At 64.7% G+C, this 25381-nt stretch carries 21 protein-coding genes; 10 read left to right on the plus strand and 11 right to left on the minus strand.

Annotation, left to right across the window (positions count from 1 at the left end; genetic code table 11):
• Positions 1-322 precede the first annotated feature (322 nt).
• Positions 323-1645 carry an isocitrate lyase gene (gene aceA / locus ABWO90_RS22045; protein ID WP_353193360.1) on the plus strand — a complete coding sequence of 441 codons (1323 nt, stop codon included), beginning with the start codon at positions 323-325 and terminating at the stop codon, positions 1643-1645.
• Positions 1646-1891: 246 nt separating this feature from the next.
• Here the strand turns inward: aceA and ABWO90_RS22050 are convergent, their stop codons facing one another.
• Together ABWO90_RS22050 and ABWO90_RS22055 are read right to left on the minus strand one after the other, a co-directional pair.
• Positions 1892-2326 carry a universal stress protein gene (locus ABWO90_RS22050; protein ID WP_353193388.1) on the minus strand — a complete coding sequence of 145 codons (435 nt, stop codon included), beginning with the start codon at positions 2324-2326 and terminating at the stop codon, positions 1892-1894.
• A 407-nt stretch (positions 2327-2733) separates the two neighbouring features.
• A complete protein-coding gene (locus ABWO90_RS22055; protein ID WP_353193361.1) occupies positions 2734-3666 on the minus strand; it encodes a LysR family transcriptional regulator in 933 nt (310 codons plus the stop codon).
• A gap of 119 nt (positions 3667-3785) precedes the next feature.
• Between ABWO90_RS22055 and ABWO90_RS22060 the strand changes: the two genes are divergently transcribed.
• The 3 genes from ABWO90_RS22060 (at position 3786) to pip (ending at position 7434) form a co-directional block, all read left to right on the plus strand.
• Entirely contained in the window at positions 3786-4493 is a 708-nt protein-coding gene (locus ABWO90_RS22060; RefSeq protein WP_353193362.1) for a haloacid dehalogenase type II, read from the plus strand.
• 93 nt (positions 4494-4586) lie between these two features.
• The gene (gene aceB / locus ABWO90_RS22065; protein ID WP_353193363.1) at positions 4587-6182 is read left to right on the plus strand and encodes a malate synthase A; all 1596 of its coding nucleotides are present in this window, start codon (positions 4587-4589) and stop codon (positions 6180-6182) included.
• 313 nt (positions 6183-6495) lie between these two features.
• The gene (pip, locus tag ABWO90_RS22070; protein WP_353193389.1) at positions 6496-7434 is read left to right on the plus strand and encodes a prolyl aminopeptidase; all 939 of its coding nucleotides are present in this window, start codon (positions 6496-6498) and stop codon (positions 7432-7434) included.
• 91 nt (positions 7435-7525) lie between these two features.
• On the opposite strand, the gene ABWO90_RS22075 is transcribed toward pip, so the two are convergent.
• Positions 7526-9370, minus strand: coding sequence for a DEAD/DEAH box helicase (locus ABWO90_RS22075; protein WP_353193364.1), 1845 nt, complete (start codon positions 9368-9370; stop codon positions 7526-7528).
• A 425-nt stretch (positions 9371-9795) separates the two neighbouring features.
• Here ABWO90_RS22075 and tsaB point away from each other — a divergent pair, with 425 nt between their 5' ends.
• Genes tsaB through ABWO90_RS22095 form a run of 4 tightly spaced genes read left to right on the plus strand, consistent with a single transcriptional unit; the run spans position 9796 to position 13250 of the window.
• Positions 9796-10557 (plus strand): tRNA (adenosine(37)-N6)-threonylcarbamoyltransferase complex dimerization subunit type 1 TsaB, encoded by a 762-nt coding sequence (gene tsaB / locus ABWO90_RS22080; protein WP_353193365.1) that lies wholly within the window; start codon positions 9796-9798, stop codon positions 10555-10557.
• Positions 10557-11036, plus strand: a complete 480-nt coding sequence (rimI, locus tag ABWO90_RS22085; RefSeq protein WP_353193366.1) for a ribosomal protein S18-alanine N-acetyltransferase — start codon at positions 10557-10559, stop codon at positions 11034-11036. The genes tsaB and rimI overlap by 1 nt, the downstream gene beginning before the upstream one ends.
• Positions 11023-12111 carry a uracil-DNA glycosylase family protein gene (locus ABWO90_RS22090; RefSeq protein WP_353193367.1) on the plus strand — a complete coding sequence of 363 codons (1089 nt, stop codon included), beginning with the start codon at positions 11023-11025 and terminating at the stop codon, positions 12109-12111. Before rimI ends, ABWO90_RS22090 begins: the two co-directional genes overlap by 14 nt.
• A complete protein-coding gene (locus ABWO90_RS22095; protein WP_353193368.1) occupies positions 12072-13250 on the plus strand; it encodes a DUF1853 family protein in 1179 nt (392 codons plus the stop codon). The genes ABWO90_RS22090 and ABWO90_RS22095 overlap by 40 nt, the downstream gene beginning before the upstream one ends.
• Positions 13251-13262: 12 nt before the next feature.
• On the opposite strand, the gene thiD is transcribed toward ABWO90_RS22095, so the two are convergent.
• Both thiD and lplT read right to left on the minus strand, forming a co-directional pair.
• Positions 13263-14105 carry a bifunctional hydroxymethylpyrimidine kinase/phosphomethylpyrimidine kinase gene (thiD, locus tag ABWO90_RS22100; RefSeq protein ID WP_353193369.1) on the minus strand — a complete coding sequence of 281 codons (843 nt, stop codon included), beginning with the start codon at positions 14103-14105 and terminating at the stop codon, positions 13263-13265.
• A gap of 1 nt (position 14106) precedes the next feature.
• Positions 14107-15399 (minus strand): lysophospholipid transporter LplT, encoded by a 1293-nt coding sequence (gene lplT / locus ABWO90_RS22105; protein WP_353193370.1) that lies wholly within the window; start codon positions 15397-15399, stop codon positions 14107-14109.
• Positions 15400-15736: 337 nt separating this feature from the next.
• Between lplT and alr the strand changes: the two genes are divergently transcribed.
• Both alr and radA read left to right on the plus strand, forming a co-directional pair.
• On the plus strand, positions 15737-16807 hold the full coding sequence (gene alr, locus ABWO90_RS22110; protein ID WP_353193371.1) for an alanine racemase: 1071 nt from the start codon (positions 15737-15739) through the stop codon (positions 16805-16807).
• Positions 16808-16839: 32 nt separating this feature from the next.
• Positions 16840-18213: a DNA repair protein RadA gene (gene radA, locus ABWO90_RS22115; protein WP_353193372.1), complete on the plus strand. Its 1374-nt coding sequence runs from the start codon at positions 16840-16842 to the stop codon at positions 18211-18213.
• Between the two features lie 157 nt (positions 18214-18370).
• On the opposite strand, the gene ABWO90_RS22120 is transcribed toward radA, so the two are convergent.
• From ABWO90_RS22120 to dapD, 6 genes are all read right to left on the minus strand, one after another.
• A complete protein-coding gene (locus ABWO90_RS22120; RefSeq protein WP_353193373.1) occupies positions 18371-20299 on the minus strand; it encodes an ATP-binding cassette domain-containing protein in 1929 nt (642 codons plus the stop codon).
• Between the two features lie 144 nt (positions 20300-20443).
• On the minus strand, positions 20444-21871 hold the full coding sequence (gene cls, locus ABWO90_RS22125; RefSeq protein WP_353193374.1) for a cardiolipin synthase: 1428 nt from the start codon (positions 21869-21871) through the stop codon (positions 20444-20446).
• 152 nt (positions 21872-22023) lie between these two features.
• On the minus strand, positions 22024-22923 hold the full coding sequence (gene prmB, locus ABWO90_RS22130; RefSeq protein WP_353193375.1) for a 50S ribosomal protein L3 N(5)-glutamine methyltransferase: 900 nt from the start codon (positions 22921-22923) through the stop codon (positions 22024-22026).
• Between the two features lie 27 nt (positions 22924-22950).
• Positions 22951-24102 (minus strand): succinyl-diaminopimelate desuccinylase, encoded by a 1152-nt coding sequence (dapE, locus tag ABWO90_RS22135; protein WP_353193376.1) that lies wholly within the window; start codon positions 24100-24102, stop codon positions 22951-22953.
• Between the two features lie 4 nt (positions 24103-24106).
• Complete coding sequence (locus ABWO90_RS22140; RefSeq protein WP_353193377.1) at positions 24107-24454, minus strand: ArsC family reductase; 348 nt, start codon at positions 24452-24454, stop codon at positions 24107-24109.
• A gap of 87 nt (positions 24455-24541) precedes the next feature.
• Positions 24542-25369: a 2,3,4,5-tetrahydropyridine-2,6-dicarboxylate N-succinyltransferase gene (dapD, locus tag ABWO90_RS22145; protein ID WP_044455575.1), complete on the minus strand. Its 828-nt coding sequence runs from the start codon at positions 25367-25369 to the stop codon at positions 24542-24544.
• Positions 25370-25381 lie beyond the last annotated feature (12 nt).

The following is a 25381-nucleotide window of genomic DNA, read 5'->3' on the forward strand; positions in this document are numbered from 1 at the left end:
CGTTACCGGCCATTTTTCATGATGTGGAATGTCTTTGCGGTGCGTAAAAATTTGCGCTGCTTGGCACAACGGCGTGATTTCAGGAAGGAAAATATCGTTTCACATCAAGAAATTATTTTGTTATGTAATTGATTTAATTGAATAAAAAATATTATGTGAGGTGGTAATTCGTTCTGTTGCGTTGCGTGAGAAATCCCTAAACTCTTATACAAGACCTGCCGATCTGACGGCGCCGAAAGCGGTTCACCGCACACCCGGCGACGGTTCGGCAGCAAAGAGTCACCCCTCTTTAATTTGTATCGAGAAACCAGGAGAGATCATCATGACGACGCGTCAGGAACAAGTGAAGCAACTGGAGCAGGACTGGGCGAACAATCCGCGCTGGAAGGGCATCAAGCGTGGCTACACGGCCGAAGACGTGGTGCGTCTGCGTGGTTCGATCCAGCCGGAACAAACGCTTGCCCGCCGTGGCGCGGAGCGCCTGTGGAGCATGATCAACGACGAGCCGTTCGTGAACGCGCTCGGCGCCCTGACCGGTAACCAGGCCATGCAACAGGTCAAGGCCGGTCTGAAGGCCATCTATCTGTCGGGCTGGCAGGTGGCGGGCGACGCCAACCTCGCCGGTGAGATGTACCCGGATCAGTCGCTGTATCCGGCCAACTCGGTGCCGCAGGTCGTGCGTCGCATCAACAACACCTTCACGCGCGCCGACCAGATCCAGTGGTCGGAAGGCAAGAACCCGGGCGACGAAGGCTATATCGATTACTTCGCGCCGATCGTGGCCGATGCGGAAGCCGGCTTCGGCGGCGTGCTCAACGCCTTCGAACTGATGAAGGCGATGGTGGAAGCGGGCGCCGGCGGCGTTCACTTCGAAGATCAGCTCGCCTCGGTCAAGAAGTGCGGCCACATGGGCGGCAAGGTGCTCGTGCCGACGCGCGAAGCGGTTGCCAAGCTGGTCGCGGCGCGTCTGGCGGCCGACGTGCTCGGCGTGCCGACCGTGCTGATTGCCCGTACCGATGCCGAAGCGGCCGACCTGATCACTGCCGACGTCGATCCGCTGGATCAGCCGTTCTGCACCGGTGAGCGCACTGTCGAAGGCTTCTACCGCACGCGCAACGGCCTCGATCAGGCCATCGCTCGTGGTCTGGCCTACGCGCCGTTCGCCGATCTGGTGTGGTGCGAGACCGGCAAGCCGGACCTCGAGTTCGCCAAGCAGTTCGCCGAAGGGATCCACAAGCACTTCCCGGGCAAGATGCTCTCGTACAACTGCTCGCCGTCGTTCAACTGGAAGAAGAACCTCGACGACGCCACCATCGCCAAGTTCCAGAAGGAACTGGGGGCAATGGGCTACAAGTTCCAGTTCATCACGCTGGCCGGCTTCCACAGCCTGAACTACTCGATGTTCAACCTGGCACACGGCTACGCCCGTCGTCAGATGAGCGCCTTCGTGGAGTTGCAGGAAGCCGAATTCGCCGCTGCCGACAAGGGTTTCACGGCAGTCAAGCACCAGCGCGAGGTGGGCACGGGCTACTTCGACGCCGTCACGCAGACGATCGAGCGCGACGCATCGACCACGGCCCTGAAGGGTTCGACGGAGGACGAACAGTTCTTCGACGAGAAGAAGGCACAGGTCAAGGCAGCCTGACAGGGCTGAGGGAGGGCGCGGTGCGCCCGTGGACGGCGATGGGCGTGGGGGCGCATCGCCAACGACGGAACGTCACCTCGCCATGACCGCGCGTCCGGCCTATCCGGCCGGGGCGGCCCTGACCGCGGTCCCGTCGCGGTGAGGGCTGCAATGCACGCCTGAACGAGAAAAGGCTCGTGAGCTTATCCCGCTCACGGGCCTTTTTTCATGGGATATCGAGGCGGTCGGCGCACCCGCACCTTCGGATCAGCGGTAGACGAGCACCGGAATTTTCGAGTGAACGAGCACGCGCTGCGTCTCGCTGCCGAGCAACAGGCTCGTGAGTCCGCGTCGGCCGTGCGACGCCATCAGGATGACGTCGCAGCCGTGGCGTTCGGCGGCGTCGATGATGCCGAGATAGGGCGCCGGAAACGTGGAGCTGCAGCGATCGAACGGCACGCCTGCTGCGGACGCGGCTTCCGCCAGCTTGTCGAGATGCCCGCAGGCTTCCTCGGCGATGCGTTCGCTGAACGTGGCCGGCGCTTCGAGTACGTATTCGCTGAAGGGAGAGTAGGGATACTCCGCGAGACAACAATAGCCGGTCACTCTCGCACCGAGCGCACGCGCCAGTTCGAGTCCGCCGGTCACGGCCTTTTCGGATAGCTCCGAGCCGTCGGTCGGAATGAGGATGTGGGTAAACAGCATATGACCTCCCGCAGTTGGCGTTGCTGAACACGCGTTCACAGGCTCGCGCAGGTATCACGGTCTTGCACCCAGTCCGCGCTCATGATGTTCCCGATGCCGAACCTCCTGCATCGCCTGCGGACCCTTCGCTTCGATTCTATGGTTTTGGCCCGACGCAACAACGGGGGCAAACCCGATGGCGTTCCGACCATGCGCCGTCGCTGTCTTAAGTAAAGCCCAATCCGGGGCGTCGTGGCTATCCGGTATGCCCCAAACGCGTGCGGAACGCACAAATTCGATACGCGAACATGCCCGCCTTTCCCTGTCTTTCCTTCGCGTGAGACGGTTTATACGCAGCAAACGTTCCAAGTGCGCCGCGCGCCAGTTCGAGGTGGGTGGCGCGTGGGTGAGGCATGGGTGCGGCTTCAGACAGGCGGCGTGACGTCGGTGGGCTCATCTCGCCAGTACGCCGAACTGCTGTAGTGATGCTTGAGATGGTCGATGAACAGCCGCACCCGCAACGGCAGATGACGGCGTTGCGGGAAGACGGCGTGGATGCCGATGGGCGGCGCGGCGAAGTCGTCGAGCACGGTCACGAGGCGGCCTGCGCGGATGTCGTCGCCGACCTCCCACCACGAGCGCCACGCCAGGCCGTAGCCGTCCAGGCACCAGTCGTGCAGCACCGCGCCGTCGGTGCATTCCATCGAGCCGTTCACGCGGATCGTCACGACCTTGCCATCTTGCGCGAACGTCCAGCCGCGTTGCTGGTTCGCGGTCGAGCCGAACGCGAGGCAGTTGTGGCGGGCGAGGGCGTCGAGCGATTCGGGGCGGCCGTGCGTCGCGAGATAGTCGGGTGAAGCGACGCATACCCGCCGGTTTTCGCCGAGCCGTAGCGACACGAGGCTCGAGTCCGGTAGCTCACCGAGGCGAATCGCGCAGTCGAAGCCTTCGTTGACCAGATCGACGAGACGATCCGAGAGATCGAGCGTCACTGTCACGTCCGGGTGCGATTCGATGAACACCGGCAGCAGCGGCGCGACATGACGCCGCCCGAATCCCGCCGGTGCCGAGAGCCGGAGATGGCCGCTTGCCTTCACGCCGCCGGCCGACACGGCGGCTTCCGCGTTGTGCATCTCGTTGAGGATACGTTGGCAGTCCTCGAGAAATGCCGAGCCTTCGAACGTCAGCGTCACGCGCCGGGTCGTGCGCAAGAGCAGCTTCACGCCGAGACGGGACTCCAGGGCGTCGATGCGACGTCCGATCACGGCAGGTGCCACGCCTTCCAGGGCGGCGGCCGCCGAAAGGCTGCCCTTGGCGGCGACGGCGACGAACGTCTCGATTTGTTTGAAGCGATCCACGCGGCGGATTATGTATCAAAAAGTCAAAGATAAAGTGATTTTTACGATCTTTTATGCTGATGGGTATCAATAATACAATCGGAACGTAATGACAAGTGATTCCGAGTGACCCCCACGTTATGGCATCGCGTATTCAGGCAGTGATCTTCGACGCTTATGGCACGCTGTTCGACGTGTATTCCGTCGCGGCCGCCGCCGAGCAACAGTTCCCCGGCAAGGGGGCGGCGCTCGCCGAGCTGTGGCGAGCGAAGCAGATCGAGTACACGCACCTGCGCACGCTGTCCGGGCCGCAGGGCGAACGCTATCGCCCGTTCTGGGACATCACTGCCGACGCGCTGCGCTATGCCGCCGCGCGTCTGGATCTCGCGCTGTCCGCCGTTGCGGAAAAGCGGCTGATGGACGAATACACCTGCCTGTCGGTCTTCCCCGAGAACCCGCCGGTATTACGCGCCTTGCGCGCCAGCGGGTTGCGGCTGGGAGTGCTGTCCAACGGCGACCCTCGCATGCTCGACGTCGGCCTGAAGAGCGGCGGCATTCGCGCGTTGTTCGACCACGTGCTGTCGGTCGACACCGTGCGCAAATACAAGACGGCCCCCGAGGCCTATCAACTTGGACCTGACGCGTTCGGCCTGTCGGCCGACGCCATCGTTTTCGTCTCCAGCAACGGCTGGGACGCGGCCGGTGCCACCTGGTTCGGTTACCCGACGTTCTGGGTCAACCGTGCCGGGTTGCCGGTCGAACAACTCGGCGTGACGCCGCAAGGGATGGGGCGCGACATGCGCGACTTGCAGCGTTTCGTCGAGGCATTGACGGGAGCGCGCGCCTGACGCCCGACGCGGCGTGAGGCCTCGTGCAAAGCCCCTGACGTTTTCCCTTGCGGCGCACTCCCTTACATAAATCAAGAGAGTTGGAGATCCCTGATGTCCCTTAGCCTGCCCCCCGGCATGCAATTGCATGTCGACGCTGTCGACGTTCGTCCCGAATACGAAGCCATCCTGACCCCCGAGGCGCTCGCGTTCATTGCCAAACTGCATCGTGCCTTCGAGCCGCGCCGTCAGGCATTGCTCGCGGAGCGAGTCACGCGTGCCGCCCGTCTCGACGCCGGCGAAGTGCCCGACTTCCTGCCCGAGACGCAAGCGGTCCGCGACGCCGACTGGCGCATCGCGCCGCTGCCGCAGGCGTTGCAATGTCGTCGTGTGGAAATTACCGGCCCGGTCGAGCGCAAGATGATCATCAATGCGCTGAACTCGGGAGCGGACAGCTACATGACCGACTTCGAGGATTCGAACGCCCCGAACTGGCACAACCAGATGCAGGGGCACATCAACGTGCGCGACGCCGTGCGCGGTACCATCAGCCTCGAACAGAACGGCAAGCAGTACAAGCTCAACGAGAAGGTCGCCACGCTGATCGTGCGCCCGCGCGGCTGGCATCTCGACGAGAAGCACATGAGCGTGGACGGCGTACGCATGTCGGGCAGCCTGTTCGACTTCGGTCTGCATTTCTTCCATAACGCGAAGGCCTCGCTCGAGCGCGGCTTCGGCCCGTACTACTATCTGCCGAAGCTCGAGAGCCATCTCGAAGCCCGCTTGTGGAACGACGTGTTCGTGCTCGCCCAGAACGAACTCGGCGTGGCGCAGGGCACGATCAAGGCGACGGTGCTGGTCGAGACGATCCTCGCCGCGTTCGAGATGGACGAGATCCTGTACGAGCTGCGCGAACACAGCTCGGGCCTGAACGCCGGCCGCTGGGATTACATCTTCTCGTGCATCAAGAAGTTCAAGGTCGACGCCGACTTCTGTCTGGCCGACCGCAGCCGCATCAACATGACGGTACCGTTCATGCGCGCCTACGCATTGCTGCTGCTCAAGACGTGCCACCATCGCAGTGCCCCGGCCATTGGCGGCATGAGCGCGCTGATTCCGATCAAGAACGACCCGGAAGCCAACGAGAAGGCCATGGCGGGCATTCGCGGCGACAAGGCGCGTGATGCGACCGACGGTTACGACGGTGGCTGGGTGGCGCACCCGGGCCTCGTGCCTGTGGCGATGGAAGAGTTCGTAAAGGTGCTGGGCGATCGTCCGAACCAGATCGACAAGCGTCGCGACGATGTGAACGTGAAGGGCCGCGACCTGCTCGAGTTCAAGCCCGAAGCGCCGATCACCGAAGCGGGCCTGCGCAACAACATCAACGTTGGCATCCACTACCTGGGCGCGTGGCTCGCCGGCAACGGTTGCGTGCCGATCCACAACCTGATGGAGGATGCCGCCACCGCCGAGATTTCGCGCTCGCAAGTGTGGCAATGGATTCGCTCGCCGAAGGGCAAGCTCGAGGACGGCCGAAAGGTCACCGCCGAACTGGTGCGTGCGTTGATTCCGCAGGAACTGGCCAACGTGAAGGAACTGGTCGGTCAGGTGGCCCCGACCTACGACCGCGCGGCGGCGATCTTCGAGCAGATGAGCACGAGTGAGGACTTCGTCGACTTCCTCACATTGCCGCTTTACGAAGAAGTGTGAGGTATCTGGTGTGAGCCTGCGCGGGCGCTGCACGGCGTGCCGCGCAGGTCGCGCAAGCTGACGGGGCGATGTCGACATCGCCCCGTCGCCTCGTTCAGCATGGCCTCTGCTTTGTCTTGTTTGGGACGCCGCGCTACACTGAACCATCCATCGATGGGTCACGAGGAAGCCGATGCCGCCCGATTTTCCCGACGATGCGCCTCGCAGCGCGCATACCGATCCCCACGCATTGCCTCTCGCGTCCAACGCGACGTCTCGCCCGGCTCGTGCGCCGGGCAAGGTCGTGGAAACACGTCCCGACACGCTGCGTGGACTGTATCCGCCCATCGAGCCGTTCGATAGCGGCATGCTCGACGTCGGCAATGGCCACCGAATCTACTGGGAGCGATGCGGCAATCCGCTCGGCAAACCGGCCGTCTTCCTGCACGGCGGTCCCGGTGGCGGCTGTTCGCCGGAGCACCGGCGCGTATTCGATCCGGCGAAGTACTGCATCACACTGTTCGATCAGCGTGGCTGCGGACGCTCGGAGCCGCATGCGAGCCTCGATCACAACACCACGTGGGATCTGGTCGACGACATCGAACGTCTGCGCAAGAAGTTCGGCTACGACAGTTGGCTGGTCTTCGGCGGATCGTGGGGCAGCACGCTGGCGCTCGCGTATGCGCAGGCGCATGTGCCGCACGCGAGCGAACTGGTCATTCGGGGCATCTTCACCGTGCGGCGCGAAGAGTTGCAGTGGTACTACCAGAAGGGCGCTTCATGGCTGTTTCCGGATCGCTGGGAGGCGTTCCTCGCGCCGATTCCGCTCGACGAGCGAGGCGACATGATGCGGGCGTATCGCCAGCGGCTGACGAGTGCCGACGACGCGGTACGGATCGAAGCCGCACGCGCGTGGAGCATGTGGGAGGGCAGCACGATCACGTTGTTGCCGGACGACCGGCTGACCCAGGCGTTCGGTGACCCGCATTACGCCATCGCGTTTGCGCGCATCGAAAATCACTACTTCGTGAACGACGGTTTCCTGGCGCCGAATCAATTGATCGACGGCGCTTCGGCGTTGCGCGATATTCCGGGTGTGATCGTGCAGGGGCGCTACGACATGGCGACGCCTGCGCACACGGCGTGGGAGTTGCACAAGGCGTGGCCCGAGGCCGATTTCTATTGGGCGCCGGACGCCGGACACGCGTTCAACGAACCGACGATTCTCCACTGGCTGATCGAGGCGACGGATCGGTTTGCCTCCGGTGGATAAAGCAAAACCCCGGTGCCGACAAGTCGACACCGGGGTTTTATCGTCCGGCCCGTGACGCGTGCGTCGCGAGCCTCAATGACGTTTCGCTGGCTTAGTCGCCGCGACGCTTGAAGCCGCCGCCGTTACCGTTGCTGCGATTGCCGTAGCCACCGCGGTCCTGACGTGCGCCGTCGAAGCTGCGGGTGCCGCGGTCCTGGCGGTAGCCGCCTTCGAACGAACGGCCGCCACGGTCCTGGCGATTGCCGTCGAACGGGCGCGGCGAGCGACGCTCGAAGCGGTCGGTTGCGCTGCCGTTCGAGAAGCCGTTGCCACCATTGCCGCCATTGCCACCGTTACCGCCTTCGCTCTGATAGCCACCGTGGAAGCCATTGCTTTCACGACGCTCGAACGGGGTGCCGGCCGGCTTGTTGCCGCCGAAGCGCTGGCCGCCTTGATAGCCGCCGCCTTCGCGATTGCCACCGTAGCCGCCGCCATTGCCCTGACGCGGACCGTTGTTGCTCCAACGGCCGCCGCCATTGCCTTGACCATGACGCGGACCGCCACGACCCTGACCCGGGCGCTTGCCGCCTGCACCGGCCTTCGGTGCCGAACGACGCGGCTCGAAGCCGGCCACGACGTTCACCGGCAGCGGCTGGCGCGTATAGCGTTCGATACGGCGCACGGCGCCGATTTCGGCGTGAGCGGCGAGGCTCACGGCCACACCACGGCGACCTGCACGGCCGGTACGGCCAATGCGGTGAACGTAGTCTTCTGCGAACTTCGGCAGATCGTAGTTGAACACGTGCGTGATACCCGGCACGTCGATACCGCGAGCGGCCACGTCGGTGGCGACCAGCACGCGAACACGACGCTCGCGCAGGGCGCGCAGCGTACGGTTGCGCACGCCTTGCGGCATGTCGCCGTGCAGGGCGGCGCTGTCGAAGCCGGCTTGCTCGAGTTGGTCGGCCAGCAGGTCGGCGTCGCGCTTGGTCGACGTGAACACGATGGCCTGGTCGAGCGAATCGTTGCCGAGCAGGTGCGTGAGCAGACGATCCTTGTGTGCACGGTCGTCAACATAGTGGAGCGTTTGCTCGATGTTGGCGTTGGTGCGTTGATCGTTGCCGCGCGTGATCTCGATCGTTTCCGGATCGCGCAGCAGGCGGCGGGTGATTTCGCCCATGCGGCCGTCGATCGTGGCCGAGAACAGCAGCGTCTGGCGCGTTTCCGGCGTGGCATCGACGATGGTCTGGATATCGTCGATGAAGCCCATGTCGAGCATGCGGTCGGCTTCGTCGAGCACGAGCATCATCAACTGCGACAGGTCGATCTTGCCGCTCGAGATGTGATCGAGCAGACGACCCGGCGTTGCCACGATGATCTCGGGCTGCTTGGCCAGCATTTCGAGCTGACGCGGGTAGGGCATGCCGCCCAGAATGCTCACCGTGCGCAGACGGCGCAGTTGCTTGCCGTACGTGTCGGCCGCGGTCGAAACCTGTTGCGCCAGTTCACGCGTCGGCGTGAGCACGAGCAGCAGCGGCTGTGCGGCCACACGGCGCACACGCTGACCCTTGCGGGGCTTCTCGCCCGGCTCGGCCGGCTGGTTGCGCGGATGCGCGGCCGGGGCGCGGCTGTTCAGCTCGCCGCTCGCCTGCATTTCAGCGAAGCGATGGATGGCCGGCAGCATGAAGGCGGCCGTCTTGCCCGAACCGGTCGGGCTCGACACGAGCAGGTCGCGACCGGCGAGCGCGGCGGGAATCGCGCGCTGCTGCACGGGCGTCGGGTTGTTGTAGCCGGCGGTGGCGAGCGCAGCCAGAATGGCCGGGTTCAGGCCGAGTTCGGCAAACGTGGGCTGGCCGTCGTCGCCGGCGGTTGCCGTTTCGACGATAGCGTCAGCATTTTCTTCGGACGAAGGGAAGTACGTCTGCGCGAGCGCAGACAGCTTGGAAGTCTGTTCCATGAATCCTCTTGCGGATTGATAGGGTTATGTCGGGGCGTTGGCGCCAATCGGCAAACCCAATTCGTCGCAAGCAGGAAGCAAATCGCGGATGGGGCAGAAAGCGGATCGAAATCCGTATCGTAAGCCAGGGACGGTGGCGGGTCGTTCCTAGGAACGCCAGTACCGGCAAGAACTACAGCGGCTTATCACAGGATTGGGGCAAAACGCGGTTTTTCGTCGCCTGAAGGGAATTTGCATAATCCCTGCGAGGCGAAGCGCGCATTATACCTGTCTTTTTGAAAAAATGCACGTTCGGATTTGCACGGGGTGGTGAGGCCGTGCGAAGCGGCGCTCGCCGGTGTCGGGCGTCACCGGTGCGTGCGGATTGGCGCGTCCGGCGTCGATCTCGCTAGGTCGCATGACGTGCGCCCGATTACAATAGCGCCATGTCTTCGATTACGCTTCTCGCCCTCGACACCTCGACCGAGTTCTGTTCGGTTGCCGTGTACCGTCACGATCCCGCCAGCGGGGCGCCGGCCCAAGTGGTCGAGCGTCACCTCGATACCGGTCCCGTCTCCAGTACGCATATCCTGCCTGCCGCGCGCGAAGTGCTGCGCGAGGCCGGGCTCACGCTTGCCGAGTGCGATGCCATCGCCTTTGGCGCCGGTCCGGGGTCATTTACCGGTTTGCGGACCGCCTGCGGCGTGGCGCAGGGGCTGGCGTTCGGCGCCAAACGCCCTGTGGTGCCTGTGGGTACGCTGGTCGCGTGTGCCGAAGCCGCTCGCGCAATGCATATCGATACGCAGCGCGTGCTCGTGGCGCTCGATGCCCGCATGAACGAGGCGTACTGGGCCGACTACGCGTGGGATGCCGCTGCCGGTGACTGGCGCGAAGTGCAGGCGCCGTCGCTCGACGCCGCGGAGCAGGTGCGCGCCCCGGAGGCCGATTTCGTCATCGCCGGAAACGCCGTGACGGCATTCGGCGAACGGTTGCTGGCGAGCGTGCAGGCGCAGGCCGTACTGGCCGATGCCATGCCGCGTGCGCGTTACGTCGCCGAACTGGCGGCGCGTGCCTTTGCGCGCGGCGAGGCGATTCCCGCCGATCAGGCCATGCCCGTGTACATTCGCAACAAGGTCGCGCAAACGACGGCCGAACGCGAAGCGATCAAGCAGGCCGCTGCGCAATCCGCCGGCAAGGAGGCGCCCTGATGCGCCAGACCGGGCCGAACCATTTTTCTCCGATGACGCTCGCCGATCTCGATGAGGTCGTGGCCGTCGAGGTGCGCGCATACCCCTTTCCGTGGACGCGCCAGAATTTCTCGGATTCGATCGACGCCGGGCACCAGGGCGTTTGCCTGCGCGCGGTCGACGGTACGTTGCTCGGCTATTTCCTGTTGATGCCGGTCGTCGACGAGTCGCATCTGCTCAATGTCTGCGTGGTGCCGGAGATGCAGGGCAACGGGCTGGGGGTGCAATTGCTCGACGAGGTGGTGCGCGTGTCGCGCGCACAGGGCATGGGCGGCGTGCTGCTGGAAGTGCGTCCGTCCAACATGCGCGCGTTGCGCATTTACGAGCGTTTCGGCTTCGAGCAGATCGGCCGTCGCAAGGGATACTATCCGGCGGGCGGGCGTCGTGAAGACGCCATCGTCATGCGCCTGTCGTGGGAGACCGATCGTGCCGTGGCCTAAAGCAATTCTGGAAGAGTTCGGGCTGTGGCCGGTGTGGATGTCGCACGATGCCGTGACGCGAGCCGCAACTGAAGCGCAGATGGCGTCTGCGGACGAGGGCGACGTGGCAACCCTCACCGCGCCGACCGCCGCGCGTGGCGACGTCGTTGCCGAGGATCTGCCGCCGTGGGATGTGACGCCGTCGACGGTGTCGGCTTCGTCCGTGCCGCCGCTGGTCGCGCGTCCGGTCGTGCGTGCCGAGCGCGACGTGTCGTTTGCCGACGCGCCTGCCGCACAATCCGCGCCGGTGCGTCGCGAGTCGCCCCCGACGCATCGCGGCGAGCCGCGCCGTACGGCGGATATGCCGCCGGACGACATTCCGATGTGGCTCGACAGCGATGGCTATGGCGACGGCGATGCTGCCGCCGACGCCGCGCTGTGGTCGGTCACGGGCGAGGCGGCATCGACGCAAGCCGAATCGCGACCGGCGTTGCCGGGCGTCGAGACGCTGGACTGGGAGGCGCTCACCGAGCGCGTCGCCGGTTGCCGCTTGTGCGGTTTGTGCGAAAAGCGCACTCAGACGGTCTTCGGCGTGGGCGATCGCGAAGCGGACTGGCTGCTCGTGGGCGAAGCGCCGGGCCAGCAGGAGGATTTGCAGGGCGAGCCGTTCGTCGGTCAGGCGGGCAAGCTGCTCGACAACATGCTGCGTGCGGTGACGCTCAAGCGCGGCGAGAATGTGTACATCGCGAACGTGCTCAAGTGCCGTCCGCCGAACAATCGCGATCCCGAGGCGGATGAGGTGGCGAGCTGCGAGCCGTATCTGAAGCGTCAGGTCGCGCTGCTCAAGCCGCGGGTGATCGTGGTGATGGGGCGCTTTGCGGCGCAGAGTATCCTGCGTACGCAGGCGAGCATCGCCAGCTTGCGCGGGCGGGTGCATGAGTATGAAGGCGTGCCGGTGGTGGTGACCTACCATCCGGCCTATCTGTTGCGCAGTCTGCCCGACAAGGCCAAGGCCTGGACGGATTGGTGCCTGGCGCGGGCTACCTACGAGGCAGTGTGCGAATCGACTCCGGCCAACAAGCCTACGGCGAACTGATCGAAACCCTGCGCGAGGCGCCTGTGCGCGACCTCGCGTGGCTGCTGCTGTCCGCCGATTTACTCAGTGCCGCGCGGTTTCCGGCAGCACTCGCGCACTTTGACGATATCCAGGCGGCGACCGACGTGCCGCCTTCTCCGGCGTCGTCACCGGATGCCACATCATCCGCGCCTCCCGGGGCTTCCGAACCCGTCTTTCATTCCCGGCGTCTGCACGACTGGCTCCTCGCGTGCGACGCGAATCCCGAGCCGTTGCGCGAATTCCTCTCCCGTGGCGAGAGTCATCGTCTGGGCCGCTACGCGGAGCAGCTGCTGCATTTCGCGCTATTGCACAGTCCCCGATTCGATCTGCTCGCGGCAGGCTTGCAGGTACGTGACGCGCGGCGCGGCAACATGACGCTCGGCGAGTGCGACTTCCTGCTTGCGCGCCGCGCCGATCATCGATTGCTGCATTGGGAGCTGGCGGTCAAGCTGTATCTGTTCGTACCGCCCACGCATCCTGTCGGCACGCTCGACGAGCGCGACGTCCAGTTTCATTGGCTCGGGCCAAATCTTGCCGACAGTCTGGCGGATAAGGTGGCACGTCTGCTTGGCCATCAACTGCGCCTCACGACGATCGACGCTGCGCGTAGCGCGCTGCCGGCGGCCGGACCGTGGTTGCCTCAGGTGTATCTCAAGGGCTGGTTGTTCCATCCGCTGGCGCAACGCGGGCAACTGCCGCAGGTGGCGTCCGAATCGCATGGCCGGGGGTGGTGGGCCACGCTCGACGAATGGTGGGCGAATGCGCAGTCGGTGCATGCGCTCGACGCGCCGCGCGAACGCGCCTGGGCGATGTTGCAGCGCGCACGCTGGCTGGCACCGGCGCGTGTCGAGGACGCGTCGGCGTTGTCGCTCGCGGCGATGCATGCGCGCATCGAGACGCATTGGCGGGAGCGTGGCGTCGCCGAGCCGCTACTGATCGTCTCGTTGACGCGCCGTTCGGGCGCAGGAGACTGGTTCGAATCGGATCGCGGGTTTATCGTGCCGGACTACTGGGCGCCGCGTGCGCGGCATCGTATCGAGGAATTGAGCGAGCGGGCGAACGCGGCGGCACGTCGTGCACTCGCGCAGAGTGCGGACGACGGCGCGCCATCCATCTGATCGCGGGGCGCGTCAGGCCTTGGGCCAGACCGCATGGAAGTGATGCACCGGCCCGATGCCGTGGCCGATGTGCAGGGCGTCGCTCGCGGCGAGCGCGCCGTTCAGGTACGCCTTGGCGTCACGCACCGTGTCGGACCAGTCTTCGCGACGCGGACGTAGGGCCGCCAGCGCGGCCGACAACGTGCAGCCGGTGCCGTGCGTATTGTGTGCGGCGATGCGAGGCGCGTTGAAACGCTCGACGCCATTGGCGCTGACCAGCCAGTCCGGACTCAGATCCCCCGCGAGATGCCCGCCCTTGACGAGCACGTTGCGCGCGCCCAGCGCACGCAGTGCCTGCGCCTGCTGTTCCATCTCGCTTTCGTCAGTCGCGGGGTCGACGCCGAGCAACGCGGCGGCCTCCGGCAGATTGGGCGTGATGAGATCGGCCAGCGGCAGGAGTTCGTCGCGCAGGGCGGCTACGGCGTCCGGTTGCAGCAGGGCGTGACCGCTCTTCGAAATCATCACCGTATCGAGCACGACGAAGCGCGGCTTGTAGGTGCGCAGGCCGGCGGCTACGGCACGCACGACATCGGCGTTGGCCAGCATGCCCAGCTTGACGGCGTCGACGTCGAGATCCTCGAACACGGCGTCCATTTGCGCCGTCACGAAGCTCGCCGGCGGCGTATGGATGCCCGTCACGCCGCGCGTGTTCTGCGCGGTGAGGGCTGTGATCACGCTGGCGCCATAGGCGCCGAGCGCGGAAAACGTCTTCAGATCGGCCTGGATGCCCGCACCGCCGCTCGAATCGGAGCCGGCGATGGTGAGGGCGATGGGAATGCCGGAAGTGCTGCGGGTAGACGACAGATGCGAATTCATATCAATGCTTGACTTCGCCAATGAGCGCGACCGAATCGAATTCGCGCTGATTGGCCTGGTGACGCTTCATGACGAGCCACATCGTGCCCGAAACAAACACACCGAACAGAACGATGACGACCCCGACCGGCACGTTGCACCAGATCAGCAGGGCGTAGAGGCACAGCATGATGAGCACCGAAAGGTTCTCATTGAAGTTCTGGACCGCGATGGAGTGACCGGCCGAGAGCAGCACGTGACCGCGATGCTGGAGCAGGGCGTTCATCGGCACCACGAAGAAGCCCGCGAGTGCGCCGACGATGATCAGGAAGATGTACGAGATGATCAGATACAACGGCACCTTCCACTCGGTGCCCCACGGCAGCAGATCTTTCGAGAAGAATGCCATCGCCATGACGGCAATGCCCATCGCAATACCGACGGGCAGCACGGAGAGCGAGCGCTTGAGCGGAATGCGCGAGGCTGCCACGATGGCGCCGATCGCCACGCCGACGGCCGACACGGCTTGCAGGATGGCGCCTTCGGACAGTGTCATGCCGAGCGCCTTTTCGGCCCAGCGCAACACGATGAACTGCAGTGTGGCGCCTGCACCCCAGAACAGCGTGGTGACGGCCAGCGAGATCTGGCCCAGCTTGTCGCGCCACAGCGTGACGAAGCAGTCGGCGAAATCGGAAACGAGCTTGATCGGGTTGCGTTCCTGGCGGGCATAACGCGCGCCGGTGTCGGGAATGCGCAGATTGAACAGCGCCGCGACCACGTAGATCCCCATGATGACGACCATCGCGGCCATCGCCGGCGAGCTGATCGCTTCGGGGGTGCGTTGCAGCACCCATTCCGAGATATGGGGGCTGATGAGTGTGCCGCCCAGCACGGTGCCCAGAATAATCGAGCTGACGGTCAGCCCTTCGATCCAGCCGTTGGCGGCGACCAGTCTCTCGGCAGGGAGCAGTTCCGTGAGAATGCCGTACTTCGCCGGTGAGTATGCGGCGGCACCGAAGCCGACCACGCCATACGCGATCAATGGATGCGAGCCGAACAGCATCATCAGGCAGCCCGCGACCTTGATCGAGTTGCTGATGAACATGACCTTGCCCTTGGGCATGGAGTCGGCGAAAGCCCCGACGTAGGCGGCGAGAATGACGTACGAGAGAACGAAGAAGAGTTTCAGCAGCGGTGTCATCCACTGCGGGGAATGCAGATCTTTCAGGAGTGCGATTGCAGCAATGAGCAATGCATTGTCGGCCAGCGACGAAAAAAACTGCGCGGCCATGATGGTGTAAAAGCCTTTCTTCATCGGTACTTGAGTCGATCCCGTGCGGCGTAAAACTTGCGTGTCTCGGTTGTCGGAATCCGTGGAGCCCGCGAGAGGCTCCCATACGGGAAGAAACCGCACTTAAACACAGGGGTATCTGCGCTCATCGGCCATGCAAATAACGTCATCCGACCGTATGTTCGGCCTTGATGCCCCCGTGCCGGGCGCCCGGTCGCCCTCGGTCTGAGACCGATATTGTTATCGGGATAAAGATTTCGGCAAAACAAGTTGTGCGCACGGCTTTATAACACGAAAATATCCCCATGCGTTATGCCGTGAGCCTGTCCCGGTAAGCTTCTCCTCGATTCCGTACCTACCCATGCCCCGTCCGATCAAAGTCTCGATTCATACCGCCGCTCTCGCCCACAATCTCGATGTCGCACGCCGCCATGCGCCCAATGCCAAGGTGTGGGCGGTGGTCAAGGCCAATGCCTATGGGCATGGCATCGAAAACGCCTACCCCGGATTGCGCGACGCCGACGGCTTCGGCCTGCTCGACCTCGACGAAGCCGTGCGTCTGCGCGAGCTTGGCTGGGCCGGTCCCATTCTGTTGCTCGAAGGTTTCTTCAAGCCGGAAGACCTCGCCATCGTCGACAAGTATGGCCTGACGACCACCGTGCATAGCGACGAGCAGTTGCGCATGCTCGAGATGACGCGACTGACCAAGCCGCTCAACGTGCAACTCAAGATGAACTCCGGCATGAACCGGCTGGGCTTCGCCCCCGAGCGTTTTCGTGCCGCGTGGGAACGCGCGCGCGCGATTCCCGGCGTGAGCCAGATCGTGCTGATGACGCACTTCTCCGATGCCGACGGCCCGCGTGGCATCGCGCATCAGATGGAAGCGTTCGAACGCGGCGCGTGCGACGTGCCGGGCGAGCGCAGTCTGGCCAATTCGGCGGCGACGCTGTTCCATCCCAACACGCATGGCGCCTGGGTACGTCCCGGCATCATGCTCTACGGGTCGTCGCCCAAGGGGCTCGAAGTGCCGGCCGCCGAGCTGGACCTCCAGCCGACCATGACGCTCGAGGCCGAGGTGATCGGCATTCAGGACGTGCCGGCGGGCGGCACGGTCGGCTATGGCAGCCTGTTCCGCACCGAAGCGCCAATGCGGGTCGGCACGGTCGCGTGCGGTTATGCCGACGGTTATCCGCGTGTCGCGCCGTCGGGCACGCCGGTGCTGGTCGATGGCGTGCGCACCAAGACCATCGGACGCGTGTCGATGGACATGCTCGCCGTCGATCTGACGCCCGTGCCGCAGGCGCGAGTGGGCTCGACCGTGACGCTGTGGGGCCGCGGGCTGTGCATCGACGAGGTCGCGGCTTCGGCGGGCACGCTGGGCTATGAGTTGATGTGTGCCGTGGCGCGTCGTGTGCCGGTGCACGCGCACTGAGCCGCTAGGCAACGACGACGGGATCGCCTCGCATGGCCAAAGCCAAGACTGTCTACATCTGTACCGAGTGCGGCGGGCAGACGCCCAAGTGGGCGGGTCAGTGCCCCAACTGCAACGGTTGGAATACGCTCGTGGAGTCGGTGGCGGAGACGTCGACCGGCCATCGCTATCAATCGCTCGCGAAGAGCACGCCGGTGCGAAAGCTGGCGCAAATCGAAGCGGCCGACGTGCCGCGCTTCTCCAGTGGCGTCAGCGAATTCGACCGCGTGCTGGGCGGTGGCCTGGTCGCGGGCGGTGTGGTGCTGATCGGCGGCGACCCCGGCATCGGCAAGTCGACACTCCTGCTTCAGTCGCTGGCGCATCTGGCGCGCGAGCGTCGTGCGCTGTATGTCAGCGGCGAAGAGTCGGGCGCCCAGATCGCGTTGCGAGCGCAGCGTCTCGGGCTTGGCGCCGCGGGTGAGGGCGGTGGTGAGCTCGATCTGCTCGCCGAGATCCAGCTGGAGAAGATTCTCGGTGCGATCGAGTCCGAGAAGCCCGACGTCGTGGTGATCGACTCGATTCAGACGGTCTACTCCGAAGCGCTGACGTCGGCGCCGGGGTCCGTGGCGCAGGTGCGCGAGTGCGCGGCGCAACTGACCCGAAGCGCGAAACAAAGCGGCGTGACGGTCATCATGGTCGGTCACGTCACGAAGGAAGGCAGCCTTGCCGGGCCGCGCGTGCTCGAACACATCGTCGACACCGTGCTGTATTTCGAAGGTGACACGCATTCGTCGTACCGGCTGGTGCGCGCATTCAAGAATCGCTTCGGTGCGGTCAACGAGTTGGGCGTGTTCGCCATGACGGAGAAGGGGCTGCGTGGCGTGGCCAACCCGTCGGCGCTCTTCCTCTCCCAGCACGAACAGAGTGTGCCCGGCTCGTGTGTGCTGGTCACGCAGGAGGGCACGCGTCCGTTGCTGGTGGAGGTGCAGGCGCTGGTAGACACGGCGCAGGTGCCCAATCCGCGGCGTCTTGCCGTGGGGCTGGAGCAGAACCGCCTGGCGATGCTGCTCGCTGTCATGCATCGCCACGCCGGTATTGCGTGCTTCGATCAGGACGTCTTCCTGAACGCTGTGGGCGGCGTGAAGATTTCGGAGCCCGCCGCCGATCTGGCGGTCTTGCTCGCCATTCATTCGTCGTTGCGCAACAAGCCGCTGCCGCGCGGCATCGTGGCGTTTGGCGAGGTCGGGTTGGCGGGCGAGATCCGACCAAGTCCGCGAGGGCAGGATCGTCTCAAGGAAGCGGCGAAACTCGGTTTTTCGATTGCGATCATCCCGAAGGCGAATGCCCCGAAGCAACCGATCGACGGACTCGAAGTCCATGCCGTTGATCGTCTGGAGCAGGCCATCTCGGTGGTGGCGGGGTTGTGAGGGCGTGAGGGTGGTGCTTCGTGCGACATGAAAAAGCCCGGTCATTGTGACCGGGCTTTTTCATTGTCTGGCGAGCCGACGAATACGGACTGCAGCGTGAAATGCCCCGGGTTCTGCGATTGCGCTCGCCTGTCCCGATGACGCTGCCGTCGACGCGTCAAACGATCTGTTCGAGCGCTTCCTGCGCTTCGAGCCATTGCGCCTCGACATCGGAGAGTTGATTCGTGACGTCGACCTGCTGTTTGAGGCTGTCGGTAAGCAACGTCTTCTTCGCTTCCTCGTACGTGCTGCTGTCGGCGAGGATCGCGTCGAGCCGGGCCTTCTCGTCGGAGAGCTTCGCCATCGACTGTTCCAGCTTCTCGATCTTGCGCTGCAACGGCTTGCGCAATTGCGACAGTCGCTGACGCTCCTGCGCCTCTGCGCGCTTCTGATCCTTGCGGTTGCCGCCGTCACCGGCGTCGCCTCCCGTGCCCGCCTCACGCGCCGCCGCGCGTTGATCGGCGGCGTGTTGCAGCAACCAGTCGCGATAGTCGTCGAGGTCGCCGTCGAACGGCTGCACTTCGCCGCCGGCCACGAGCAGGAACTGATCGGTGGTTGCGCGCAGCAGGTGCCGGTCGTGCGAGACGAGAATCAGCGTGCCGTCGAATTGGGCGAGGGCCATCGTGAGCGCATGGCGCGTTTCGAGGTCCAGGTGGTTCGTCGGCTCGTCGAGCAGCAGCAAATTCGGCTTCTGCCAGATGATGAGCGCGAGCGCGAGACGTGCCTTTTCGCCGCCGGAGAACGGCGCAATCGACGAGGTCGCCATGTCCCCGCGGAAGTTGAAGCCGCCGAGGAAGTCGCGCAGCTCCTGTTCGCGGGTGTCAGGCGCCAGACGCTGCAAGTGCTGCAACGGCGAGTCGTCGTGGCGCAACGTTTCGACCTGATGCTGGGCGAAATAGCCGATCTGCAAGCCCTTGCCCGTCTTCACGACACCTGCGAGCGGGGCCAGCGTGCCCGCAAGCGTCTTGATGAGTGTCGATTTCCCCTGGCCGTTGGCGCCGAGCAGGCCGATGCGTTGCTCGTTCTGCACGGACATCGTCACGTGCGGGAGGATGACCTTCTCGCTGTCGTCGGCAAGCGGGTAGCCGCATCGCACGGCCTCGAGCACGAGCATCGGGTTCGGGGCGGAGTCGGCCGGGCGGAATTCGAACGTAAACGGCGACGCGATGTGCGCGGGCACGATGCGCTCCATCTTTTCGAGCGCCTTCACGCGACTCTGGGCCTGACGGGCTTTCGACGCCTTCGCCTTGAAGCGCGTGATGTACGACTCCAGGTGCGCAATCGTCTTCTGCTGCTTCTCGAAGGCGCTTTGTTGCAGCGCCAGCTGCTGGGAGCGCAGGATTTCGAACTGGCTGTAGTTGCCGCCGTAGCGCTTGATCTGCTGGTTCTCGATGTGCAGCGTGACGTTGCAGACCTCGTCGAGGAATTCGCGGTCGTGCGAAATCACGATGAGCGTGCCCGGGTAGCGCTTGAGCCAGTCTTCGAGCCAGACGATGGCGTCCAGATCCAGGTGGTTGGTCGGTTCGTCGAGCAACAACAGATCGGACGGGCACATCAGCGCTTGCGCCAGATTCAGGCGCATGCGCCAGCCGCCGGAGAAGCTCGCTACGGGCAACTGCGTCTGCGCGAGCGTGAAGCCGAGGCCGAGCAGCAGTGCCTCGCCGCGCGCCGGTGCCGTGTAGCCGTCGGCGTCTGCGAAGGCGGTGTGCGCCTCGGCCTGCGCGTGACCGTCGTGTGCGGCCTCGGCGGCAGCGATGGCAGCCTCGATCTCGCGCAGGCGCGTGTCGCCATCGAGCACGTAGTCGAGGGCGGTACGTTCGACGGCGGGCGTCTCCTGCATCACATGGGCAACACGCCAGTGACCGGGCACGAAGGCGTCGCCGCCATCGGCGTGCAACTGGCCGCGCAGCAGGGCAAACAGGGTGGACTTACCGGCGCCGTTGGCGCCGACGAGACCGACGCGCTCGCCAGGATTGAGCGTGACGGAGGTGTCCTCGAAGAGCGGTTTGGTACCGCGTGCGAGGGTGAGGTGTTCGAATCGGATCACGGGAAAGCGGTAGGAATGCGAGTCAGGCCGCAATCGGGCGGCCAAACGCGCATTTTACCGGGTGCAGCGGCAACGGCGGAAATCTATTGTCCCGGATGTCGGGCGAGACGTGGTCGGGTATCGCGGCTGTGGACCGGGAATCGTTCAGAGGATCGGCGCAAACAGACGCGCGATACGCATGACGAGCTGCCGCCATCTCGGGATTTGGCGGAAGTCGTCCTTGTTGAGGAGTACGGCACTCTCGAAGTCGTGCGTCAGCATGAAGGCAACGTCGTCGGCGAAGGCGCGGTCGACGGTGAGCAACATGATCTCGAAATTCAGCCGGAACGAGCGATTGTCGAGGTTGGCGCTGCCGACGGCGGCGGCACTGTCGTCGATGAGCACGACCTTCTGGTGAATGAAGCCATGCTGATACCGATAGACGCCGATGCCGCTGCGCGCGGCTTCGAAGGCATACGAGGTGGTCGCTTCGAACACCACGTAATGATCGGCGCGATCGGGGATCAGCAGGCGCACGTCGACCCCGCGCAAGACGGCGAGGCGCAGCGCGGAAAACACCGCTTCGTCGGGCACGAAGTAGGGCGTGGTGAGCCACACGCGCTTCTGTGCCGCGTTGATCGCGTTGACGAAGAACAGCGACGACGTCTCCAGGCGGTCCGCCGGGCCGCTGGGCACGACCTGGCAATGCATGTCCTCGCCCGACGCGGCGGGCTGCCGGTTGAGCTCCGGCACCAGCCCCGTGCTCCAGTGCCAGTCTTCGGCGAACGCGCGCTGAATGCCGACCACGGCCGGGCCGCGCACCGAAATGTGGGTGTCGCGCCAGGGCGCGAGCGGCGGCTTTTCGCCGAGGTATTCGACGCCGACGTTGTGACCGCCGATGAAGGCCTCGTTGCCGTCGATCACTACGATCTTGCGGTGATTGCGGAAGTTGAGCTGGAAGCGATTGACGAAGATGCCGCGCTTGGCCGCAGCGAATTCATGGATCAGTACGCCGCCCTGACGCAGCTTGTCGCAGTAGCTGCGCGGCAAGTCGTGGCTGCCAATCCGGTCGTAGAGGAAGTAGACCTTCACGCCGGTGGCGGCGCGCGCGAGCAGGTGTGCGGCCAGTGCGCGCCCGAGGGCGTCGTCCTTGACGATGAAGAACTGGACGATGATGTAGTCGCGTGCCCGGTCGATGGCGGCGAAGATCGCATCGAACGTCGCCCGGCCGTTGACCAGCAGACGCACACGGTTGCCCGCAACAAACGACATGCCGGTCATGGCGGTGAGCGCGGCGAATTCGGGGTGCGCCTCCACGGCAACGGGAGGCTCACCGCTCCATTGCGTCTCGCCCATGCGCGATTGCAACACCTGATTGCGCGCGCGACGGGCTTCGACGTACCCGATGAACTTCGAGCGGCCGAGGAACAGATAGGGAATCAGCGTGAGGTACGGCATCGTCACGAGCGAAACCGCCCAGGCGACGGCCCCCTGTGACGTGCGCACGGTCAGCACGGCATGGATCGCCGCCGCGATCCCGAGGGCATGGATACAGGCGACAGCAAAACCGACGTCGAGCCAATTGAACACCATGACGGACAACCTTCCTCCATGCCGTGGGTCGCGCAGACCCGGGAACCCGAGTGTAACCGGGCAGCGTGAACTTGGGCGAGGCGTCGGTGTGCTGCGGAGCGCCGGATCGGTCGCGCGCGGCCTAGGACGGCCGGACGCGACCGGAAGCGGGATCAGGGCAGGTCGGCGGCCTGCACGAGGAAGACCATGTCGTCGCCCGCACTCGTGGCGAGCCAGGTCATCGGGAGGTCGGGGAACGCGGCTTCGACGAAGTGGCGTTCGTTGCCGATTTCCACAACGAGCACGCCGTCGTCGGTGAGATGCTCCCGCGCCCCGGCGATGATGCGTCGCACGACATCCATGCCGTCGTCGCCGCCTGCCAGTGCGAGGCGCGGCTCATGGCGGTACTCGGCCGGCAGCACCTGCATCGAACCTTCGTTCACGTAGGGCGGGTTGGTGAGGATGACCTCGTAGCGCTTGCCCTTCGGCAGCGGCGCATAGAGATCGCCGAGATGCAGTGCGATGCGCGTGTCGAGGTCATAGTCCGCGACGTTGATCTGCGCGACGGCCAGCGCATCGGGCGAGATGTCGACGGCATCGATCTGTGCCGACGGGAACGTTTCTGCGGCCAGGATCGCGAGGCAGCCGGAACCGGTGCACAGTTCGAGCACCTCGGTGACGTCGTCCGGATGGTTGACCCACGGCTGCAGTGCGTCTTCGAGCAGTTCGCCGACGAACGAGCGCGGCACGATCACGCGTTCGTCCACGTAGAAACGGTGGCCGTGCATCCACGCTTCGTTCGTGATGTACGACGCCGGCACGCGCTCGCCGGCGCGGCGATTGATGACGGACAGCGCACGCTCGATTTCCTCGGGGAGCAGGCGTGCATCGAGGAACGGATCGAGCGTATCGATGGGCAGATGCAGCGTATGCAGCAACAGATACGCGGCCTCGTCATACGCCGTGGCGGTGCCGTGACCGAAGGCCAGTTCGGCCTCGGTGAAGCGCGAGACGGCGTAGCGCAGCAGGTCGCGCAGGGTCCGGAACGGGTGCTGGGTAGCTTGGGTGGTCATGAGATTTGCCTTGCGCCGATGTGTGTTTCAGGCCACCAGACGCGACAACACGCCACGATAGATGTTCTTGAGCGGCTCGATGTCGGCCACCGCAATGTGCTCGTCGATCTTGTGGATGCTGGCGTTGCACGGCCCGAATTCGATCACCTGCGGGCAGATGCGCGCGATGAAGCGACCGTCCGACGTGCCGCCGGTGGTCGAGAGCTCGGTCTCGAGGCCGGTTTCTTCGTGGATGGCGTGCGACAGCGCGTCCGACAGGTCGCCGCGCGGCGTGAGGAACGGCTGGCCGCTGATCGACCAGTCGAGCGTGTACGTGAGGCCGTGGCGGTCCAGCAGCGCATGTACGCGTTGCTGCAGACCGTCCGAGGTGCTGGCCGTCGAGAAGCGGAAATTGAACAGGACAGTGAGCTCACCCGGAATGACGTTGGTCGCACCGGTGCCGGCATGAATGTTCGAAATCTGCCACGTCGTGGGCGGGAAGTACTCGTTGCCGTTGTCCCACACCGTTTGCGTAAGCTCGGCCAGTGCCGGGGCGAACAGATGCGTCGGGTTCTTGGCGAGATGCGGATAGGCGATGTGGCCCTGCACGCCCTTGACGACGAGCTTGCCGGACATCGACCCGCGGCGGCCGTTCTTGACCATGTCGCCCAGTCGCTGGCTCGACGTCGGTTCCCCGACCACGCAGTAATCCAGTCGTTCACCGCGGGCAGTGAGCGCTTCGACGACCTTCACGGTGCCGTCGGTTGCCGGGCCTTCCTCGTCGCTGGTGAGCAGGAAGCCGATGCTGCCGGTGTGATCCGGGTGATCGGCGACGAATTCCTCGGAGGCGACCACGAACGCGGCGAGCGACGTCTTCATGTCGGCGGCGCCCCGACCGTAGAGCATGCCGTCTCGATGCGTGGGCGCGAACGGATCGGAGTGCCATTGCTCGAGCGGGCCGGTCGGTACGACGTCCGTATGGCCGGCGAAGACGAGCAGCTTGCCGTCGGTGCCGCGCGTGCCGCGCTTGACTGCCCACAGGTTGGTCACGCCGTTCGACGCGAGGGTCTCGCACGCGAAGCCGATCGCTTCGAGGCGGCGAGCCAGGATCGTCTGGCAATCGCGATCTTCGGGCGTCACCGAGTGACGGGCGATCAGTTGCTCGGTAAGCGCCAGCGTGGCGCCTTGGGAGGAGGTCATGAAATCAGAATCGTGAAGCGTAACTGTCGGGCGTGAAGCCCACGGAAACCTTGCCGTCGGCCACCAGCACGGGCCGCTTGATGAGCGACGGGTTCTCGATCATCAGTGTGCGCGCGACGGATTCGTCGGCGGCGGCCGTCTGTTGTTCCGGCGTGAGCTTGCGCCAGGTGGTGCCCTTGCGGTTGAGCAGCGTGGCGAGCGGCACCTGAGCCAGCCAGGTGCCCAGCAGCGCGTCGTTCACGCCCGCCTTCTTGAAGTCGTGAAAGTCATACGCTACGCCGTGCTCGTCGAGCCACGTGCGCGCCTTCTTCACGGTATCGCAGTTGGGAATGCCGTACAGCACCGCCGTCATTGGCTGAACTCCTGATGTCGCAATTGCAAAGTAGCGAGGGACCGGCGCCGCTTGCGCGGCAGCGATCCCCCGTGAGGCTACAACAGCTTATTCGCCGCGCAGCAGATCGTTGATGGCCGTCTTGGCGCGCGTTTGCGCGTCGACCTTCTTCACGATTACGGCGCAATACAGGCTGTACTTGCCGTCCTTCGAGGGCAGGTTGCCCGGCACGACGACCGAACCGGCCGGCACGCGACCGTAGTGCACTTCACCGGTTTCGCGGTCGTAGATCTTGGTCGACTGACCCAGATACACGCCCATCGAGATGACCGAGTTCTCTTCCACGATCACGCCTTCGACCACTTCCGAGCGCGCGCCGATGAAGCAGTTGTCTTCAATGATGACCGGGTTGGCCTGCAGCGGCTCGAGCACGCCACCGATGCCGACGCCACCCGAGAGGTGGACGTTCTTGCCGATCTGGGCGCACGAACCGACCGTGGCCCACGTGTCGACCATCGTGCCTTCGTCGACGTACGCGCCGATGTTGGTGTACGACGGCATCAGCACGACATTCTTGCCGATGAACGAGCCGCGACGGGCCACCGCCGGCGGCACCACGCGGAAACCGCCGCGGGCGAAGTCTTCGGCGGTGTAGTTCGCGAACTTGCTCGGCACCTTGTCGTAGAACTGGCTGAAACCGCCGGCGGGCATCACGGCGTTGTCTTCGAGGCGGAACGACAGCAGCACGGCCTTCTTGATCCACTGGTTCACGATCCACTGGCCGTCTTGCTTCTGGGCCACGCGCAGGGCGCCCTTGTCCAGTTCGGCGATGACGTGGGCGACGGCCTCACGCACCTCGGCGGGTGCCGACTTGGCCGAAATCTCGGCACGGTTTTCCCAGGCTTGATCGATGGTGGTTTGCAGTTGTTGCGACATGGCGAGAATCAG

Origin of the sequence: Pandoraea pnomenusa (assembly GCF_040391475.1) — a bacterium.
Taxonomy (GTDB): Bacteria; Pseudomonadota; Gammaproteobacteria; order Burkholderiales; family Burkholderiaceae; genus Pandoraea; species Pandoraea pnomenusa_C.